At 77.3% G+C, this 18,651-nt stretch carries 17 protein-coding genes, 3 tRNA genes and 1 riboswitch; of the genes, 14 read left to right on the top strand and 6 right to left on the bottom strand.

Annotation, left to right across the window (positions count from 1 at the left end; translation table 11 throughout):
- Window positions 1-54 precede the first annotated feature (54 nt).
- The 3 genes from AB8M62_RS09125 to rarD are packed head-to-tail and all read right to left on the bottom strand — an operon-like array spanning window position 55 to window position 3,138.
- Window positions 55-1,089, bottom strand: coding sequence for a DNA polymerase domain-containing protein (locus tag AB8M62_RS09125; RefSeq protein WP_369055881.1), 1,035 nt, complete (start codon window positions 1,087-1,089; stop codon window positions 55-57).
- Window positions 1,089-2,147, bottom strand: coding sequence for an ATP-dependent DNA ligase (locus tag AB8M62_RS09120; protein WP_369069309.1), 1,059 nt, complete (start codon window positions 2,145-2,147; stop codon window positions 1,089-1,091). The genes AB8M62_RS09125 and AB8M62_RS09120 overlap by 1 nt, the downstream gene beginning before the upstream one ends.
- A gap of 4 nt (window positions 2,148-2,151) precedes the next feature.
- On the bottom strand, window positions 2,152-3,138 hold the full coding sequence (rarD, locus tag AB8M62_RS09115; protein ID WP_369055883.1) for an EamA family transporter RarD: 987 nt from the start codon (window positions 3,136-3,138) through the stop codon (window positions 2,152-2,154).
- Window positions 3,139-3,336: 198 nt separating this feature from the next.
- On the opposite strand from rarD, the gene AB8M62_RS09110 reads away from it, so the two are divergent.
- The 4 genes from AB8M62_RS09110 (at window position 3,337) to AB8M62_RS09095 (ending at window position 7,732) form a co-directional block, all read left to right on the top strand.
- On the top strand, window positions 3,337-4,728 hold the full coding sequence (locus tag AB8M62_RS09110; protein ID WP_369055884.1) for an FAD-dependent oxidoreductase: 1,392 nt from the start codon (window positions 3,337-3,339) through the stop codon (window positions 4,726-4,728).
- A gap of 1 nt (window position 4,729) precedes the next feature.
- Window positions 4,730-5,560 (top strand): electron transfer flavoprotein subunit beta/FixA family protein, encoded by an 831-nt coding sequence (locus tag AB8M62_RS09105; protein ID WP_369069308.1) that lies wholly within the window; start codon window positions 4,730-4,732, stop codon window positions 5,558-5,560.
- The gene (locus AB8M62_RS09100) at window positions 5,560-6,549 is read left to right on the top strand and encodes an electron transfer flavoprotein subunit alpha/FixB family protein (protein WP_369055886.1); all 990 of its coding nucleotides are present in this window, start codon (window positions 5,560-5,562) and stop codon (window positions 6,547-6,549) included. Before AB8M62_RS09105 ends, AB8M62_RS09100 begins: the two co-directional genes overlap by 1 nt.
- A 151-nt stretch (window positions 6,550-6,700) precedes the next feature.
- Window positions 6,701-7,732: an ANTAR domain-containing protein gene (locus AB8M62_RS09095; RefSeq protein WP_369069307.1), complete on the top strand. Its 1,032-nt coding sequence runs from the start codon at window positions 6,701-6,703 to the stop codon at window positions 7,730-7,732.
- Window positions 7,733-7,760: 28 nt separating this feature from the next.
- Here AB8M62_RS09095 and AB8M62_RS09090 read toward each other — a convergent pair whose 3' ends face one another.
- Entirely contained in the window at window positions 7,761-10,142 is a 2,382-nt protein-coding gene (locus AB8M62_RS09090; RefSeq protein ID WP_369069306.1) for a SpoIIE family protein phosphatase, read from the bottom strand.
- Between the two features lie 121 nt (window positions 10,143-10,263).
- Window positions 10,264-10,352, top strand: a riboswitch (SAM riboswitch).
- A gap of 9 nt (window positions 10,353-10,361) precedes the next feature.
- Between AB8M62_RS09090 and AB8M62_RS09085 the strand changes: the two genes are divergently transcribed.
- The 3 genes from AB8M62_RS09085 to htpX all read left to right on the top strand — a co-directional run bounded on the left by AB8M62_RS09085 (window position 10,362) and on the right by htpX (window position 14,078).
- Window positions 10,362-11,690, top strand: a complete 1,329-nt coding sequence (locus AB8M62_RS09085) for an MFS transporter (protein WP_369055889.1) — start codon at window positions 10,362-10,364, stop codon at window positions 11,688-11,690.
- Window positions 11,687-13,069 (top strand): LLM class flavin-dependent oxidoreductase, encoded by a 1,383-nt coding sequence (locus tag AB8M62_RS09080; protein WP_369055890.1) that lies wholly within the window; start codon window positions 11,687-11,689, stop codon window positions 13,067-13,069. Before AB8M62_RS09085 ends, AB8M62_RS09080 begins: the two co-directional genes overlap by 4 nt.
- Before the next feature lie 127 nt (window positions 13,070-13,196).
- Window positions 13,197-14,078, top strand: coding sequence for a zinc metalloprotease HtpX (htpX, locus tag AB8M62_RS09075; protein WP_369055891.1), 882 nt, complete (start codon window positions 13,197-13,199; stop codon window positions 14,076-14,078).
- A gap of 54 nt (window positions 14,079-14,132) precedes the next feature.
- Here the strand turns inward: htpX and AB8M62_RS09070 are convergent, their stop codons facing one another.
- Together AB8M62_RS09070 and AB8M62_RS09065 are read right to left on the bottom strand one after the other, a co-directional pair.
- Entirely contained in the window at window positions 14,133-15,143 is a 1,011-nt protein-coding gene (locus AB8M62_RS09070; RefSeq protein WP_369069305.1) for an alpha/beta hydrolase family protein, read from the bottom strand.
- Window positions 15,140-15,631, bottom strand: coding sequence for a YajQ family cyclic di-GMP-binding protein (locus AB8M62_RS09065; protein WP_369055893.1), 492 nt, complete (start codon window positions 15,629-15,631; stop codon window positions 15,140-15,142). The genes AB8M62_RS09070 and AB8M62_RS09065 overlap by 4 nt, the downstream gene beginning before the upstream one ends.
- Window positions 15,632-15,779: 148 nt before the next feature.
- On the opposite strand from AB8M62_RS09065, the gene AB8M62_RS09060 reads away from it, so the two are divergent.
- The 7 genes from AB8M62_RS09060 to AB8M62_RS09030 all read left to right on the top strand — a co-directional run bounded on the left by AB8M62_RS09060 (window position 15,780) and on the right by AB8M62_RS09030 (window position 18,639).
- A tRNA-Tyr gene (locus AB8M62_RS09060) sits at window positions 15,780-15,861 on the top strand.
- Window positions 15,862-15,945: 84 nt separating this feature from the next.
- Window positions 15,946-16,017, top strand: a tRNA-Thr gene (locus AB8M62_RS09055).
- A 29-nt stretch (window positions 16,018-16,046) separates the two neighbouring features.
- Window positions 16,047-16,119, top strand: a tRNA-Met gene (locus AB8M62_RS09050).
- Window positions 16,120-16,275: 156 nt separating this feature from the next.
- Window positions 16,276-16,443 carry a 50S ribosomal protein L33 gene (gene rpmG / locus AB8M62_RS09045; protein ID WP_369055894.1) on the top strand — a complete coding sequence of 56 codons (168 nt, stop codon included), beginning with the start codon at window positions 16,276-16,278 and terminating at the stop codon, window positions 16,441-16,443.
- 23 nt (window positions 16,444-16,466) lie between these two features.
- The gene (locus AB8M62_RS09040; RefSeq protein ID WP_369055895.1) at window positions 16,467-16,934 is read left to right on the top strand and encodes an FAS1-like dehydratase domain-containing protein; all 468 of its coding nucleotides are present in this window, start codon (window positions 16,467-16,469) and stop codon (window positions 16,932-16,934) included.
- Complete coding sequence (locus tag AB8M62_RS09035; protein ID WP_369069303.1) at window positions 16,931-17,371, top strand: MaoC/PaaZ C-terminal domain-containing protein; 441 nt, start codon at window positions 16,931-16,933, stop codon at window positions 17,369-17,371. The genes AB8M62_RS09040 and AB8M62_RS09035 overlap by 4 nt, the downstream gene beginning before the upstream one ends.
- A complete protein-coding gene (locus AB8M62_RS09030) occupies window positions 17,368-18,639 on the top strand; it encodes an MFS transporter (protein WP_369055897.1) in 1,272 nt (423 codons plus the stop codon). The genes AB8M62_RS09035 and AB8M62_RS09030 overlap by 4 nt, the downstream gene beginning before the upstream one ends.
- Window positions 18,640-18,651 lie beyond the last annotated feature (12 nt).

The following is an 18,651-nucleotide window of genomic DNA, read 5'->3' as shown; positions in this document are numbered from 1 at the left end:
TCCCATCGGCGCGCGCGGGCGCCGCCTTGAGCCGTCCGGGCGGGGCGGGAGGGGTCAGCCCGCCGGGTCGCGCCGGGCCCGCGAGGGCTGCACGCGCGGCGGCTCGCCGGGCACCTTCGGGTAGTTGGGCGGGTAGGGCAGGTCGCCCAGCCCGGCGGCCGCGTCGCGGTCGGCCAGCTCCAGCAGCGCGTCCAGCGGCGCGGGCGAGCGGGCGCCCGCCCACGGGTCGCCGACGGCGGCCAGCCGGGCGGGCACGGTGAGCAGGGTGAAGTCGTCGGGCGCGCAGCCGTCCGCCAGCTCCTGCCACGTCACGGGCGCCGAGACGGTCGCGCGGGCGGTGGGGCGCAGCGACCACGCGGCGGCGATCGTGCGGTCGCGGGCGTTCTGGTTGTAGTCGACGAACACCGCCCGCCCGCGCTCCTCCTTCCACCACGCCGTCGTGACGAGCCCGCCGGCGCGCCGCTCCAGCTCGCGGGCCAGCGCGATGCCCGCGCGGCGCACCGCGGTGAAGTCCCACCGCGGCTCCAGCGGCACGAGGACGTGCAGGCCCCGCCCGCCGGAGGTCTTCACCAGGCCCGTCAGCCCCAGCTCGGCCAGCAGCGGGCGCAGGTGCTCCAGCGCCACCTCGCGCGCCTCGCGGAACCCGGTGCCCGGCTGCGGGTCAAGGTCCACGCGCAGCTCGTCGGGGTGCTCCACGTCGGGGGCGGTGCACGGCCACGGGTGGAAGGTGATCGTCGACTGCTGCACGGCCCACACGAGGTCGGCGGCCTGCCGCGGGCGCAGGACGTCGGCGGTGCGCCCGGAGGGGAACGCCACCCGCACCGCCGCCACGTGCTCCGGCGCGCCGCGCGGCAGGCGCTTGGAGTAGACCTCCTCGCCCTCCACGCCGTCGGGGAAGCGCTGCAGGTGCACGGGCCGGTCGCGCACGGCGTCCAGCAGGGCGGGCGCGACGGCCAGGTAGTGGTCCACGACGGCGCGCTTGGTGCCCCGCTCGCCCAGCGCCGGGAAGTACGGCTTGCCCGGGCTGGTCAGCCGCACCGGGACGCCGTCGACGTCGACCTCCTGCGCCGGGGGCCGCGCGGTCGCCATCAGCGGGCCCCCGCTCCGGTCAGCACGTCCGCCAGGGAGTACCGGGCGGGCACGTCGAGCTGGTCCAGCGCGCAGCCGGCGGGGTCCCGGTCGGGCCGGGCGCGCAGGAAGCGCGGGGAGTGCCGGAACCGCGAGCCCTCCAGCTGGTCGTACTCGACCTCCCACACGAGCTCCTGGCGCACCGGCACCCAGGAGGTGTCCCGGCGCGCGTTCCACCGGTTCGGCTCCCCGGTTGTGCGCACGTCCTCGCCCAGCCGCAGCGCGGACAGCTCCGCCAGCAGCTCGGCGCGCCGGGCGGTGGTGAAGGCCGTCACCGCGCCCACCCCGCGCACCTCCTCGCCGACCCGCAGCCCCAGCAGCACCGAGCCGACCCCCGGCAGGCTCCTGTGCTCGCGGTAGCCGACGACGACGCACTCGGCGGTGCGCCGGTGCTTGACCTTCGTCATCACCCGCTGCCCGGGCGCGTAGGGGGCGTCCAGCGGCTTGGCGACGACGCCGTCCAGGCCGGCGCCCTCGAAGAGCGCGAACCAGCGGGCGGCCACGTCCTCGGCCAGCGTGGCGCGGGTGACGCGGACGACGGGCCCGCTGCCGGACAGCTCGCGCGCGAGCCTCTTCCGCCGCCGCACCGTCGGCTCCCCGGTGAGGTCCTCGTCGCCGACGGCGAGCAGGTCGAAGGCCACGAGCAGCGCCGGCTGCTCCCGCGACAGCGTCTCGACGCGGCTGGCGGCGGGGTGCACGCGCTGGGACAGCAGCTCCCAGTCCAGCCGGTCGCCGCCCGCGCCGTCGTCCCGGCCGGGCACGACCAGCTCGCCGTCCACGACGCAGCGCGCTGGCAGCTCGGCCAGCGCCCCGGCCACGACCTCGGGGAAGTAGCGGGTCAGCGGCTTGCCGCCGCGCGAGCCGAGGACGACCTCGTCGCCGTCGCGGAACAGCAGGCAGCGGAAGCCGTCCCACTTCGGCTCGTACAGCCACGCCGGCTCCCCGTCCGGCTGGGCGGGCACCCGGTCCGCGGCCCGCGACAGCATCGGCTCCACGGGCGGTCGCACCGGCAGGTCCACGCGCTCACTGTGCCGGAGGGACCCCCGCCGCGGTACCCGCGCGCGCGCTCCGGCGCCCCCGGGAGGCGGTGCGCAGGGCGTCGCTGGTCAGCACCAGCAGCGCCACCCACACCAGCGCGAACCCGACCCACTGCGAGGCGGGCATCCGCTCGCCCAGCGCCAGGCCGGCCAGGAACTGCAGGACGGGCGTCAGGTACTGCAGCAGCCCGATGAGCGTCAGCGGCACCCGTCCGGCGGCCACCGCGAACAGCAGCAGCGGCACGACCGTGGTGACGCCCAGCAGCGCCATCAGCGCGGTGTGCAGGGGCCCGTGGCCGGTGAACGTCGAGGCGCCGCCCGCGCCGATGACCGCCAGCGCGGCCGCCGCCGGCAGGGCCAGCACGACCGTCTCCACCGACAGGCCGGTCAGGGCGTCCACCCGCCCGGCGGGCGAGCGCGCCAGGCGGTTCTTCAGCAGCCCGTACGTGGCGAAGGACCCCGCCAGGGTCAGCGCCACCCACGGCAGCCGGCCCAGGTCGGCGGTGATGACGACGACCGCGACGGCGCCGACCGCCACGGCGGCCCACTGCGCGCGCCGCAGCCGCTCGCGCAGCACGAGGACGCCGAGCAGCACGGTCACCAGCGGGTTGACGAAGTACCCCAGGGCCGCCTCCAGGACGTGCCCGGTGGTCGCGGCCCACGCGTACACGCCCCAGTTGAGCGCGATGGCCGCGGCCGCCACGGACAGCGGGCCCAGGAGGGCGGGGGTGCGCAGCACGCGCACGACGGGACCCCAGCGGCGCAGCGCCGTCAGGAGGACCGCGCACACCAGCAGCGCCCACAGCACCCGGTGGGCCAGGACCTCCACGGCGCCCGCGGGCACGAGGGCGGCGAAGTAGAAGGGGAAGGCGCCCCACAGGGCGTAGGAGGCGAAGCCGGCGAGGACGCCGGTGCGGTCGGCGCCCGCCAGGGGTGACGCGGGGGAGGGCGTGGAGGAGGCGGGGGACGGCACCGGCGGATCCTCGCAGCACCTCCACGCCCGCCCGCACCCCGCTCGGCGGGTGGTCGCGGCCCGGCGCGTTAGGCTTGCCTTCGGAGGCCGGGGCTCCTGCGTGGGCCGCCCGGTGAGCACGACCGGCTGCGCGGAGCACGAGCGAGCACGCTCCCGCCGGCCGCCCTGTCGATCCCCTGACGGAAGGCGATCCACCCTGTGAGCAGCGCGAACGGCGACCGTCCCCTGCGCGTGGCCATCGTCGGCGCCGGGCCGGCCGGCATCTACGCGGCGGACATCCTGTCCAAGGCCGACGTCGAGACGAGCATCGACCTCTTCGAGCGGCTGCCCGCCCCGTACGGCCTCGTGCGCTACGGCGTCGCGCCCGACCACCCCCGCATCAAGCAGATCGTCGTCGCCCTGCACAAGGTGCTGAGCCGCGGGGACGTCCGGCTGCTGTCGAACGTGGACTTCGGCACTGACATCACGCTGGAGGAGGTGCAGCGCCACTACGACGCGGTGGTCTTCTCCACGGGCGCCATCGAGGACGCGCCGCTGGCCGTGCCGGGCGTGGACCTGCCGGAGAGCTTCGGCGCCGCGGACTTCGTCTCCTGGTACGACGGGCACCCCGACTACCCGCGCGAGTGGCCGCTGGAGGCCTCCAGCGTCGCGGTGCTCGGCGCCGGCAACGTCGCCCTGGACGTGGCGCGCATGCTCGCCAAGCACGCCGACGACCTGCTGCCCACGGAGATCCCGGACAACGTCTACCAGGGCCTGAAGGCGTCCAAGGTCACCGACGTGCACGTCTTCGCCCGCCGCGGCCCGGCCCAGGCGAAGTTCTCGCCGCTGGAGCTGCGCGAGCTGGGCCACGTCCGCGACGTCGACGTGCTCGTGGACCCGGAGGACTTCGACTTCGACGCCGGCTCCGAGGCGGCCATCGCCTCCTCCAACCAGACCAAGCAGGTCGTCAAGACGCTGACGGACTGGGCGGTGCGCGAGTCGGCCGGCACGGCCTCGCGCCGCATCCACCTGCACTTCCTGCACGCCCCGCAGGAGATCGTCGGCCGCGACGGGCACGTGGTGGGCCTGCGCACCGAGCGCACCCGCCTGACGGGCGACGGCGGTGTCGAGGGCACCGGCGAGGTCCACGAGTGGGACGTGCAGGCCGTCTACCGGGCGGTCGGCTACTTCGGCTCCCCGCTGCCGGGCGTGCCGTTCGACGCCGTCAAGGGTGTCATCAGCAACCACGAGGGCCGCGTCGTGTCCCCCGAGGGCGAGCAGGTCCCGGGCCTGTACTGCACGGGCTGGATCAAGCGCGGGCCCGTCGGTCTCATCGGCCACACCAAGTCCGACGCCTCCGAGACGGTGCGCCACCTCGTCGCCGACGCGGCCGGCCTGCCGCGCGCCACCGCGCCGGACCCGGACGCGGTCGTGGACTTCCTGCGCGCCAAGGGCGTGGACGTCCTGACGTGGGACGACTGGGAGGTCCTGGACGCCTACGAGCGGGCGCTGGGCGAGGCCCAGGGCCGCGAGCGCGTCAAGGTCGTCCCCCGCGAGGACATGGTCCGCTACTCGCGCGAGGTCCTCGCCGACGCGGGCGCCGGGGCCTGAGGTGCGCGTCGTCGTCTGCGTCAAGCACGTCCCGGACATCCAGTCCGCGCGGTCCTTCCGCCCCGACGGCCTGCTGGCCCGCGGCGGGGAGGACGACACCCTCAACGAGCTGGACGAGGACGCCCTGGAGGCGGGTCTGCGCCTGGTCGAGGCGCACCCGCCGGCCGGGGGCGCCCCGCCGCACGACGTCACCGTCCTGACGGTGGGCCCGGCCGCGGCCGTGGACGCGCTGCGTCGCGGTCTGGCGATGGGCGCGACCACGGCCGTGCACGTCGCCGACGAGGCGGTCGCCGGCTCCGACGCCCTGGCCACCGCCCGGGTGCTGGCCGCGGCCGTGCGCCACCTGCACGCGCAGGAGCCGGTGGACGTCGTCGTGGCCGGCATGGCCGGGCTGGACGGGCTGACCTCGCTGGTGCCGGCGGCGCTGGCCGCGGAGCTGGACTGGCCGCAGCTGACGCTCGTCGACCGGGTCGACGTGGCCGACGGGCCGGACGGCCGGACCGTGTCCGTGCGCCGCGAGACCTCCGCCGACGTGGAGGAGCTGACCGCGCCCGCCCCGGTGGTCCTCAGCGTCACCGACCAGGCGTTCCGCGCCCGCTTCCCGGCCTTCAAGGGCATCCTGGCCGCCCGCAAGGCGCCCGTGACGGTGCTGGACCTGGCCGCGCTGGGCGTGGACGGCGCCTCCGTCGGCCTGGACGGCTCGACGACCCGCGTGCTGGAGGCCGCGCCCCGCCCGCAGCGGCCCGGGCGCGTCGTCGTCACCGACACGGCCGACACGGACGCCGTGGTCCGCGACCTCGCGGACTACCTGGCTGCGAAGGGGTTCGCGTGATGGACGTCCTCGTCCTGCTGGACCACCACCCGGCCCGCGAGGGGTCCGCGCCGCGGTCCACCGCCGCCGAGCTGCTCACCCTGGCTCGCGAGCTGGCCGGGGACCCCGGCGCCGTGCACGCGGCGTGGGTGGGCGACGACGGGCACGGGGCGGCCGCCGAGCTGGCCGCCGCCCACGGCGCCGACCACCTGCACCTGGTGCACGTCGAGGGCGCCGACGACCGCCTGACGGCCTCGGTGACCGACGCGCTGCGCGCCGTGCTGGCCGCCCACCCCGCGCCGCTGGTCCTGCTGGCCTCCACCTTCGAGGGCAAGGAGGCCGCCGCCCGCCTGGCCGTGCAGGAGCGCGGCGGGGTCGTCACGGACGCCACGACCGTCGAGGTCGCCGACGGGCGCGTCGTCGCCGGCAAGGCCGTGCTGGCCGGTTCGTGGGCCACCCGCTGCGCCGTGACCGGCGAGCTGGCCGTCGTCACCGTCAAGCCGCACGCGCTGCGCGCGGCACCCGTGGCGCGGCCCTCGCAGCCGCAGCGGCACGAGCACCGCGTCGAGGCGTCCGCGGCGGCGCGCGCCGTCACCGTCGTCTCGCGCGCGCCGCGGCCCACCTCGGACCGACCCTCGCTGGCCGAGGCGGAGGTCGTCGTCGTGGGCGGGCGCGGCACCAACGGCGACTTCGCCCCCCTGGAGGAGCTCGCCGACGTCCTCGGCGGGGCCGTGGGCGCGACCCGCGTGGCCACCGACGAGGGCTGGATCGGGCACGAGGCGCAGGTCGGGCAGACCGGCGTCACGATCAGCCCGCGCCTGTACGTGGGGGCGGGCGTGTCCGGCGCGGTGCACCACCGCGGCGGCATGGACGCCTCGGTGACGGTCGTCGCCGTCAACGAGGACGCCGACGCCCCGATCTTCGAGTTCGCCGACTACGGCGTGGTGGGCGACCTCACCGAGGTCGTCCCGGCGCTGAGCGCCGAGCTGCGCCGCCGCCGCTCGTCCTGACGCAGCCCCGGTCCCGGCACCGCCCGCGGGGGTGGCGCCGGGACCGGGTGCGGGGCCAGGATGGCCGCGGGCGCACCCCGCCCGGGTACAGCAGCGTGCTCGACCGCCGACCGCTGCCCACGGGCCGCGGTCGCCGCACCTGGAGCCCCCCGTGTCCCGCACCCGCCCCCCGCTCGACCTGCCGACCGGCACCTACGTCGCCGACCTGCCCGGCGGCCGCTGGTGGTGGTCCGCCGGCACGAACGCCGTGCACGGCGGCGAGCGCCGCTGGACGGCGCTGAGCGCCGACCGCGTCCGCGACCTGTACGGCCCGGCCGGCTGGCAGCACCTGCTGGCCGCCGTCCGCTCCTGCGCGCTGCACGGGGAGCCGTTCGCCGTGCAGGTGCCCGTGCTGACCGACCCCGGCCCCGCCGCGCACCCCGCCGCCCCCGAGGCCGCTGCCGCCGCCCCCCGCGCGGTGGTGGTGACCGGGGCCGCCGACCCGGAGCGGCCGGGCACGCCGCTGCGGCGGGTGCGCGGGCACGTCGTCGACGTCTCCGCGGCCACCGACGGGTGGATCGGCCAGCGCGTGCAGGAGCAGCTCGAGGTGGCCCTGGCCTCGCGCACCCTCATCGACCAGGCCAAGGGGGCGCTGATGCTCGCCTACGGCGTGGACGCCGAGGAGGCCTTCGGCCTGCTGAAGTGGTACTCGATGCACAGCCAGGTCAAGCTCGCCGTGCTCGCCCAGCGCCTCGTGGACCTCGTCTCGCGCACGAGCGTCCTGCCCGCCGGGGCGCACGGGCGCGTCGACGACCTGCTCGACCGCGCCCTGGCCGCCGGGGAGGGCGGTCGCGACGGGGGCGCCGCCGGCGGACCGGGGGAGGACCTCGTCGTCGAGGGCCCCCGCCCCTGCGACGCCGGGCGGCTGCTGACGGTGCGCGGCGAGGTGGACCTGCTGACCGCGCGCCGGTTCGCGGCCGCCGTGGGGACCGCCGAGGCGCAGGCCGCCCCGCCCGAGCGCGTGGTCGTGGACCTGACGGGCGTGGACTACCTCGGCTCGGCCGCCGTGTCGGTGCTGACGGCCGCCGACCGCCGCTGCCGCCGCGCCGGCACGCCCCTGACCGTGGTTCTCGACCGCGACTGCGACGTGCGCGACGCCACCGGGCTCGGCGCGCTGGACGTGCGCGCGGGGGTGCCCGGCTGACGCGCTGACGAGCCGGGCGCGGCCGCCCTCACGGCTCGCGGGGCAGGGCGACGAGGTCCAGCACGAGGGCGGCGGTGGTGCCGTCGGGCGCGCGCAGCGCCAGGGCGCCCGCGCCCACGGCGTCGCGCACCGCCCACAGGGCCCGCACCCCCGCGCTGGCCAGGTGCGTCACCCCGGCCAGGTCCACCCGCAGGGGGACGGCGCCGTGCCGGCCCGCGCGCAGCAGCTCCTCCTGCAGCAGGGGCGCCGACTCCAGGTCCACCGGCCCGCGCACGCGCACCGGCACGGGCGCGCCCGGCCCGCCCGCCGGCAGGACCCGCACCGCCAGGACGCCGTCGTCGCGGGCCCCGCCGTCGTCCTCCCCGGCGTCCTCCCCGGCGTCCTCGCCGTCCCGCCCGCCGGGGTCGCGCTGGTCCACGTCGGCGCCCAGCACCCGCCGCACGCGCACCGTCGTGCCCTCCCCGCCGCCGTCCCCGCCGCCGTCCCCGCCGCCGTCCCCGCCGCGGTCGACCCGGACGCTGCCGGCGGCGCCCACCATCACCAGGCCGCGGCCGCGGTCGCCGGGGTGGGCGTCCGCGGGCCGCCACCGCCCGTCGTCGCGCACCTCCAGCACCGCGGCGCCGTCGTCCTCCAGCCGCGCCCGCACCTCCACCCGCCCCGCCGGGGCGCCGCGGTAGGCGTGCTCCACGGCGTTGGTGACGGCCTCCCCGGCGGCCAGCGCGAGCAGCCGCCGGTCCCGCGAGCCGGCCCCGGCCGCCGCCAGCCAGGCCGCCACCTCCCGCCGCAGCCGGCGCACGGACGACGGCACCGCCGGCCCGCCGCACCGCAGCGGGGCCACGGGCGGGCGGGGGCGCACCGCGAGCACCGTCGCGTCGTCCTGGACCGCGCCGTCGAGCAGGGCGGTGACCACGTCGTCGACGACGGCACCGGCCGCGCGCCCGGGCGGGGCGGCCGCGCGCGCGGCGGCGGCCGCCAGGGCCTCCAGGCGCTGCGGCAGGGGCGTGCCGCGCCGCTCGACGAGCCCGTCGGTGTGCAGCAGGAGCAGCTCGCCGGGCGCCAGCCGGTCCACGGCCGTGGGCGGCAGCGCGCCGGGGGCCGTCAGCGAGGACGTCAGCGGCCCGGCGCCGCCCGCGGGCAGCCGCCGGACCCCGCCCGGGCCGGCCACCAGCGGCGGCGGGTGGCCCAGCACGGCGTGCTCCACCTCGCCCGTGGCCGGGTCGAGGACCGCCGCGCACACCGTGGCCGCCGACGCGCCCGGCACCCGGGCGGCGGTGCGCGCGAGCGCGGCCAGCGCGACCGGCAGCGCGTCGCCGTCGGCCAGCCGCTGCTCCAGCACGGCGCGCAGCTGCCCCATGACGGCCGAGGCGGTCACCCCGTGCCCGACGACGTCGCCCACGACGAGCGCCAGCCGCCCGTCCGGCCGCACGAGGGCGCTGAACCAGTCCCCGCCCGCGCGGGCCCCGTCCCCGCCGGCGACGAGGTAGCGGGCGGCCGTCTCCGCGCGCGGCAGCACCGGCAGGCTCCCGGGCAGCAGCGCCCGCTGCAGCTGCCGGGCCACCTCGCGGGCGCGCGCGCAACGCTCGCGGACGGCGCGCTCCTCGCGCTCGCGCACCAGGCACAGGTAGGCGCGCGGCACGACGTCGGCGAGCAGGTCCAGCTCGTCCTCGCGCCAGCGCCGCCCGGCCGCGGCCCGCACCCGCAGCAGGAACACCCACCGCCCGCCCGTGACGAACGGCACGAGGACGTCGCCGCCCTCGACGAGCACCCGCCCCGCGCGCAGCCGCGCGGCGGGGCCGGGCCCGGGCGGGTCGTCGCCGGTCGCGCCGCCGGGCTCGTCGGCCACCACCTCCAGCACCGGCCCGGCCGCGCCGCCGCCGGGCTCCACCGCCCACGCGGTGACGCGGTCGGCGCCGGTGTGCGCGGCGACGCGGCGCGCGATGCCGCGCAGGGCCGCCAGCCCGAACTCCTCGCGCGCGAAGTCCTCCCCGACGGCCGCGAGGACGGCCGCGGCCTCCTCGCGGCGGCGGTGGTCGGTCACGTCGGGGTTGGCGCCCGTCAGGCCGAGGAAGTCGCCGTCGGCGGAGAAGCGGGGGGCCGCCTGCGTCTCGACCCAGCGCCACTGCCCGTCGGCGCGGCGCACCCGCACCTGCGCGCGGAACCCGCGCCGCTGCGCCGTGGCCTCGTCGAACTCCCGCAGGTAGGCGTCCGCGTCGTCGGGGTGGCAGATCGAGCGCCACGACGTCCCGGCCATCCGCTCCGGCGTGGTGCCGAAGAACTCCAGGCAGGCGCGGTTGACGAACGTGCAGCGCCCGGCCGCGTCGGTCGTCCAGATCGTCAGGTCGACGCTGTCGGCGGTGGCGCGGAACAGGGCGAGGGCCTCCTCGGCGCCGAGATCGCCCCCGCTGTGCACGGCGCGAGCCTCCCGCCGCGCCCGCGCCGCCGCAACAGCCCCGCCGCGACAGCCCGCCGTGACGCGCCGTGACGAGCGCCGCGCGTTGCGCGCTCCCGCGGCGATGGCCTAGCGTTCCCGGCGGCCATCCAGAGCGACCGAGAGACCTGGCTCGTCGACGTCGCAGCAACCACCCGCGAGGGACGGTGCTACCGCCAGGACCGATGGGAGACACCTGCTGTGAGCACCGCCCCCGCGCCCTCGCGCGCCCTGCCCGCCCCCGACGTCGCGCGCCGCCGCGCGGCCCTCGGCTCCTTCGTCGGCACCACGATCGAGTGGTACGACTACTACCTCTACGGCACGGCGGCCGCCCTCGTCCTGGGCCCGCTGTTCTTCCCGCAGTCCAGCACCGCGGCCGGCACGGTCGCGGCCTTCGCCACCTACGCGGTGGGCTTCGTGGCCCGCCCGCTGGGCGGCGCGGTCGCCGGCCACCTGGGCGACCGGGTGGGCCGCAAGGTCGTCCTCGTGGCGGCGCTGCTGCTCATGGGCGTGTCCACCACGCTCATCGGCCTGCTGCCCACCTACGCGCAGATCGGCGTGTGGGCGCCGGTGCTGCTGACCACGGCCCGGCTGCTGCAGGGCTTCTCCGCGGGCGGGGAGTGGGGCGGCGCGGTCCTGCTGTCCGTGGAGCACGCCCCGCCGGGCCGGCGCGGCCTGTACGGCGCCGTGCCGCAGATGGGCTCGGCGGCCGGCATGGTGCTGGCCAGCGGCGGCTTCTGGCTGACGCGCACGCTGCTGGACGACGAGCAGTTCTTCTCCTGGGGCTGGCGGGTGCCGTTCCTGGTCAGCGCCGTCCTCGTCGTCGTCGGCCTGCTCATCCGGCTGAAGGTCACCGAGTCGCCCGCGTTCCGCGCGGTGCGCGAGGCCGGGGAGGTCGCCCGCCAGCCGGTCGTGGAGGTGCTGCGCCGCAACCCGCGCGGCGTCCTGCTGACGACGGGCATGCGGCTGGGCCAGAACGGCGGCTACGTCCTCTACACGGTGTTCGCGCTGAACTACCTGACCAACCAGGTGCGCGAGGACGGCGCGGACGTCGGCCTGCTCGCGGTCCTCGTCGCCTCCGTCGTCAGCCTGGCCGCGACCCCGCTGTGGGGCCGGCTGTCGGACCGGGTGGGCCGCAAGCCGGTGTACCTGTTCGGCGCCGTGCTGACCGCGGTGTTCACCGTCCCGGCGTTCTGGCTGTTCGACACCGGGGCGGGCCTGCTCATCGGCGCGGCCGTCGTCGTGGCCGTCAACCTCGGCCACGACAGCATGTACGGCTCGCAGGGCGCGTTCTTCGCCGAGCAGTTCGACGAGCGCACCCGCTACAGCGGCGCCTCGCTGGGCTACTCGATCGGCGCGGTCCTCGGCGGCGGGCTGACCCCGCTGATCGCCGCCGCGCTGCTGGCCGCCGGCGGCGGGTCGCCGTGGCTGGTCGCCGGGTACCTGAGCCTGCTGGCGGTGCTGACGGCCGTCTCGGCGGCCGCCGCCCGCGAGACCGCGTTCGCGCCGCTGGCCGGGAGCGAGCGGTGAGCAGCACCCCCGCCGGGCGCGGCCCGCTGCGCCTGAACGCCTTCGCGATGGCCTGCGTCGGCCACCAGGCCGCCGGGCTGTGGGCGCGGCCGGAGGACCGCAGCGCCGACTACCGCACGCTGGAGCACTGGACGTCCCTGGCGCGGCTGCTGGAGCGCGGCGGGTTCGAGTCGCTGTTCCTGGCCGACGTCCTCGGCGTCTACGACGTGCACGGCGGCTCGCGCGACGCCGCCGTGCGCGCGGCCGCCCAGGTGCCCGTCAACGACCCGCTGGGCGCGGTCTCGGCGATGGCGGCGGTCACGTCGACGCTGGGCTTCGGGCTGACGGTCACGACGACCTACGAGCAGCCGTACTCCCTGGCGCGGCGGCTGACGACGCTGGACCACCTCACCGGCGGGCGGGTGGCGTGGAACGTCGTCACCGGCTACCTGGACTCCGCGGCCCGCAACCTCGGCTTCACCGCGCAGGTCGCCCACGACGAGCGCTACGAGGTCGCCGAGGAGTACCTGGAGGTCTGCTACAAGCTGTGGGAGGGCTCCTGGGAGGACGGCGCGGTCGTGCGCGACGCCGAGCGCGGCGTCTTCGCCGACCCGGCCAAGGTCCACGACATCGCCCACCACGGCCGGTACTTCGACGTGCCCGGCGCCTTCCTGTGCGAGCCGTCGCCGCAGCGCACCCCGGTCGTCTTCCAGGCGGGCTCGTCCCCGCGCGGGCAGCGCTTCGCCGGCACCCACGCCGAGGCCGTCTTCGTCATCGGCCCCACCGCGCGGCACGTGCGCCGCTCGGTGGACGCGCTGCGCGAGCAGGTCGAGCGGGCCGGCCGCGACCCGCGCGCGGTGCGGGTCTTCGCCGGGCTGACCGTCGTGGTGCGCCCGGACGACGCGGAGGCAGCGGCCCTGCTGGCCGACTACCGCGAGCGCGCCAGCCGGGAGGGGGCGCTGGCCCTGTTCGGCGGGTGGACGGGCGTGGACCTGGCCGGCCTCGCCCCGGACGAGCCGCTGCAGCACGTGACCACGGACGCGAACCGCTCGGCGCTGGCGAGCTTCACCCAGGACCCCGAACGCACCTGGACGGTCGACGACCTGGCCCGCTTCGTCGCCGTGGGCGGGCGCGGGCCGGTGCTGGCCGGCTCACCGGCCACCGTCGCCGACGCGCTGGAGGAGTTCGCCGACGTCGCCGACGTGGACGGCTTCAACCTCATGTACGCGACGATGCCGGGCACCTTCGCCGACGTCGTGGACCACCTCGTGCCCGAGCTGGAGCGTCGCGGGCGGCTGGCGCCCCGGCCCGCGGCGGGCACGACCCTGCGCGAGCGGCTGGGCACGGGCGAGGGTCCGCGCCTGGCGGCCGCGCACCCGGGCGCGCGCCACCGGCGCTGAGCCGTCCGGGCCCTCCGCGCCGCCTCGCCGGAACGCCTCCCCCCGGCGGCGCGTTGCACCGGTGCGCCCGGGCAGCCGTCCCGCCGGGCGCCGCGTCGTCCGGGGCGGAGCCGAGGGAGGGGCCGGGTTGCACCGCCACCACAACGGTCTCAAGACCGCCGCGCTCTTCGGGGCCATCTGGGCCGTCCTGCTGCTGCTGGGCTGGGTGCTGGCCAGCTCGTTCCGGGCACCGGTCTTCCTGCTCGTCTTCGCCGTCCTCGGCGTGGTCACCACCGCCTACGGCTACTGGAACTCCGACAAGCTGGCGATCCGCGCCATGCGCGCGCGCCCGGTCTCCGAGGCCGAGCAGCCGGCCATGTACCGGATCGTGCGGGAGCTGTCGAACCGCGCGCAGCAGCCGATGCCGCGCCTGTACGTGTCCCCGACGATGGCCCCGAACGCCTTCGCGACGGGCCGCAACCCCGACAACGCGGCCGTGTGCTGCACCGAGGGCATCCTGCAGATGCTCGACGAGCGCGAGCTGCGCGGTGTCCTCGGGCACGAGCTCATGCACGTCTACAACCGCGACATCCTCACCTCCTCGGTGGCCGCGGCCGTCGCCGGTCTCATCACCTCGATCGCCCAGTTCGGGATGTTCTTCGGGGCCTTCGGCGGCGGGGGCCGCGACGGCGAGCGCGGCAACCCGGTCGCCGTGCTGCTGCTGTCGCTGGCCGCGCCGATGGCCGCCACGCTCATCCAGCTGGCCATCAGCCGCACCCGCGAGTACGACGCCGACGAGGACGGCGCGAAGCTGACGGGCGACCCGCTGGCGCTGGCCTCGGCGCTGCGCAAGCTGGAGATGGGCACCCGGCAGCTGCCGCTGCCGCCCGAGCGCGAGCTGGTCAACTCCAGCCACCTGATGATCGCCAACCCGTTCCGCGGCGGCGGCGTGTCGCGGATGTTCGCCACCCACCCGCCGATGGCCGAGCGCATCGCCCGCCTGGAGGGGCTGGCCGGCTACCGCCGCTGAGCCGCCCCACCGCCCGACCCGCGCCCGCCCGGTTCACCGGGCGGGCGCGCGCGGTCAGGCGCCCCGCGCCTCCAGCTGCGCGGTGACCCAGTCGCGCACCGTGCCCCAGGTCTCCTCGCCGACGTACAGCGGGTCGACGTGGGTGCCGCCCTCGAAGAGGGTCAGCTCCACCGCGTCCCCGGCGGCGCTGGCCGCGTCGGCGAACTCCTGCGTCTGCGAGACGGGCACGGTGTCGTCGGCGGTGCCGTGCACCACGCGCAGGGGCACCCCCAGCGGCACCAGCCGGGTGGGGTCGCCGAGGGCGTAGTGCTGGTCCACGACGGCGGCGGGCCCGCCGAAGACGGCGACGACGTTCGGGTCGCCGGGCTCGCCGCCCAGGGCCGTGGGGTGCAGCACCCCGGACATCGACGCGGCCACGACGGGCACGACCCGCGGGCCGGAACCGGGGGCCCCCTCGGGCAGCCGCGGCCGGGCCGCGGCCCACAGCGCCAGGTGCCCGCCCGCGGAGTGCCCCACGACGGCGGTGCGCTCCAGCGGCAGGCCGTGCTGGGCGGCGGCCTCGGCGGCCATGTCCACGGCCGTGGCCACGTCGGTGAACGTCCCCGTCCAGCCGCCCCCCTCGTCGTCGTAGCCGCGGTAGTCGGCGTTGAGGACGGGCCAGCCGCGGCCGACGAGGTCGGCCACGTGCAGGTTGAGGTTGCGCCGGTCGGTGCGCGCCATGTAGCCGCCGCCGTGGACGAGGACGACGATCGCCTCGCGCCGCCCGTCGGCCGGCAGCCACAGGTCGGACACCTGCCGCGGGTGGTCGCCGAAGCGGTACTCGCTGCGCTGGGACTCGCTCAGCCCCTCGGGGACGAACGGCTCCTCGGTCTCCGTGGGCGTCGGCTCGGGCGCCGGCCCGGTCTCCGTGGGCGTCGGCGTCGGCTCCGGGGTGGTCGGTGCCGGTGCCTGCTCCCCGCCCGAGCACGCGGCCAGCGCGCCCGCCCCGCCCAGCGCCGCGAGGCCGAGGAGCGCGCGCCGGGTGGGGGCGGGGCCGGTCCGGGCCGCGGGGGAGGGGCGGCTCACCGGTAGTTGACGAACTGCAGCGCCACGTCCAGGTCGGCGCCCTTGAGGAGCGCGATGACCTCCTGCAGGTCGTCGCGGCTCTTGGAGGACACGCGCATCTCGTCCCCGGTGACCTGCGTCTTGACGCCCTTGGGGCCCTGGTCGCGCACGAGCTTGCCGATCTTCTTGGCGACGTCCTGCTCCAGGCCCTCCTTGAGGGTGGCGGTGATCCGGTACTCCTTGCCGGAGGCCGCCGGCTCGGAGGTGTCCAGCGCCTTCAGCGACACCCCGCGCTTGATCAGCTTCGTCTGCAGGACGTCGAGCACCGCGGTGACGCGCTCCTCGCTGTTGGCCGCCATGAGGATCGTGTCCCCGCTCCAGCGCACCGAGGCGTCCACGCCCTTGAAGTCGTAGCGCTGCGACAGCTCCTTCGCCGCCTGGTTGAGCGCGTTGTCGACCTCCTGCCGGTCCACCTTGCTGACGACGTCGAACGACGACTCGCTGGCCACGGACGGTTCCCCCTCGGTGCTGCCTGGTGCTGACTGGTGCTGCCTGGACGGTGCTGCTGCGGCGTGCTCGCACCCGGTGCGCGGCCGGTGTGACCGCACCCCCGGGACCTTGCTATCCTCTCACTCGTCCCCGGCACGCCGGGGGCATGGCGGGTTGCCCGAGCGGCCAAAGGGAGCGGACTGTAAATCCGCCGGCATTGCCTTCGTTGGTTCGAATCCATCACCCGCCACGTCGCGAGGCGCGACCCGGGTCCGGTCAACGGGCCCGGGTCGCGGCGTGTAGGCTCGCCCTCACGCCGCGCAGCGCGGCGAGTGCCCCGATAGCTCAGTGGTAGAGCACTTCCTTGGTAAGGAAGAGGTCTCGAGTTCAATCCTCGATCGGGGCTCGCAGCACGCCCGCGCGCAGGGCGTGCACGGCGGAGTAGCTCAGTTGGTAGAGCAAGCGGCTCATAATCGCTGTGTCGTCGGTTCAAGTCCGGCCTCCGCTACGCGAGACGTGCGAGCGGTCGTCCCCCGTGGGCGGCCGCTCGTTCCGCGTGCCGGGTGGCCGCCGCACGGGCGTACCCTGGACGGCAGACCGCGGCGCACCGCCGAGCTCTCGCGAGCGCCGCCCGCTGGACCGAGAACGAGAGAGGCACCCCGCCGTGGCCAAGACCACCGACGTCCGCCCGAAGATCACCATGGCTTGCACCGAGTGCAAGGAGCGGAACTACATCACCAAGAAGAACCGGCGCAACGACCCCGACCGGCTCGACCTGGCGAAGTTCTGCCCCCGCTGCGGGCGCAAGACCACCCACCGCGAGACCCGCTGACCCAGCGCGCAGCAGGCGGCACCGTGAGCCCCTCGAACCCCGTCACCGTCGACGAGTCCTTCCAGGGGCGGGTGTACCCCGTGGGCCCGGCCGTGTCGGTCACCGCCGACGCGGTCCGGGCCTTCGCGCGCGCCGTGCGCGCCGGGCACCCGGCCCACCACGACGCCGCGGCCGCGCGCGCCCTCGGGCACGCCGACGTCGTCGCGCCGCCCACCTTCGCCGTCGTGCTCGCCCAGCGCGCCGACGCGCAGTTCGTGCAGGACCCGGCCGCGGGCGTGGACTTCTCCCGCGTCGTCCACGGCGAGCAGACCTTCACCCACCACCGCCCGATCGTGGCCGGGGACGAGGTCGTCGCCCAGCTGCACGTGGACCGCGTGCGCGTCGTGGCGGGCAACGCGATGGTCACCACGCGCAGCGAGCTGCGCACCGCCGCCGGCGAGCCGGTGTGCACCGCCGTGTCCACCCTCGTCGTCCGCGGAGCCGACTCGTGAGCCAGCCCCCCACCGGCGCCCGCCGCTTCGACGACGTGGCCGTCGGAGACGAGCTGCCCGAGGTCGAGCACGCGCTCACCCGCGACGACCTCGTCGCCTACGCCGACGCCAGCGGCGACCAGAACCCCATCCACCAGGACGAGGCCGCCGCGCGCGCCGTCGGCCTGCCCGACGTCATCGCCCACGGCATGCTGACGATGGGCCTGGCCGGCTCGGCCGTCGAGGACTGGGCGGGCGACCCGGGCGCCGTCGTCTCCTTCGGCACCAAGTTCACCCAGCCCGTCGTCGTGCCCGCCGGCGCCGCCGCGGCCGTGCGGGTGGCCGGCCGGGTCAGCGCCCGCGACGAGGACGCCCGCACCGCCACGGTGGAGCTGACCGTCACCAGCGCGGGCGTGAAGGTCCTGGGCCGCGCCCGCGCCGTCGTGCGCCTGCCGTGACCGGGCCCGTCCCCGGCCCCGCGGTCCCCGCGCCCCGCGCGGCGGGCCCCGACCGGGCCGTCCTGCGCGCGCGCACGGCCGTCTACGCCGCCTTCACCCTCAACGGGTTCGCGTTCTCCACCTGGATCTCGCGCATCCCGACGGTCCGCGAGGACCTGGGCCTGAGCAACAGCCAGCTCAGCCTCCTGCTGCTGGCGCTGTCGGTGGGCTCGGTGGTCACGATGCCGCTGGCCGGCCTGGTCGTCATGCGCCTGGGGCGCGTGCGCACGGTCACCGCCGGCGTCCTCGCCGTCGCCACCGGGCTGCTGACGGTCGCCGTGGGCGTCGACGTCGTCGGCAGCGCCGCCCTCGTGGCCGCCGGCCTGTTCGTCCAGGGCGCCGGCACGGCCGCCTGGGACGTGGCGATGAACGTCGAGGGCGCCGCCGTCGAGCGCCGCCTCGGCCGCTCGATCATGTCCCGCTTCCACGCCGGGTTCAGCTTCGGCACCGTGGCCGCCGCCGGCCTCGGCGTGCTGCTGCTGCGCTTGGGCGTGCCCACGTGGGCGCACCTGGGGACGCTGGCCGTCCTCGTCCTGGCCGCCACGCTCGTGGCCGTGCGCGGCTTCCTCGCCGCGCCCCCGGCCCCCGAGCCGGGGCAGGAGGAGCCGCGCGGCCTGGCGCTGCGCGACGCCTGGCGCGAGCCGCGCACGCTGCTGCTGGGCGTCATGGTCCTGTGCATGGCCTTCGTGGAGGGCACCGCCAACGACTGGCTGGCCCTGGGGCTGGTCGACGGCTACGGCGCCTCCCACGACACGGGCGTCGCCGGCTTCGCCGTCTTCGTCGTCTTCATGACGGTCGGGCGGCTGCTGGGCCCGGTCCTGCTGGGCGTGGTGAGCCGGGTCGCGGCCCTGCGCGCCTGCGCCGCCCTGGCCGTCGTCGGCGTCCTCGTGGTGGTCCTGGCCCCCTCGCTGCCCGTCGCGCTCCTCGGCGCGGCCGCCTGGGGCGTGGGCGCCGCGCTCGGCTTCCCGCTGGGCATGTCCGCGGCCGCCGACGACGAGGCCGGCGCCGCCGCCCGCGTCAGCGTCGTCTCCTCCGTCGGGTACGCGGCCTTCCTGGCCGGGCCGCCGCTGCTGGGCTTCCTCGCCGACCACGTCGACGTCCTGACCGCCCTGCTGGCCGCCGCCGCGGCCTCCGCGGTCGCGCTGGCGCTGTCCAGCACGGCCCGCCCGCCGGCCGGCGCCGTGACCGTGGGCTCGGCCCCGCCCGCCCGCGTCCCCGACGCCCCCTGACCCGACGTCCCC

The sequence above is a fragment of the Kineococcus terrestris genome (assembly GCF_041020755.1).
In the GTDB taxonomy this organism is placed as follows: Bacteria; Actinomycetota; Actinomycetes; order Actinomycetales; family Kineococcaceae; genus Kineococcus; species Kineococcus terrestris.
The sequence above is the reverse complement of the archived record's forward strand: the minus strand, read 5'-3'. Positions and strand labels throughout refer to the sequence as shown.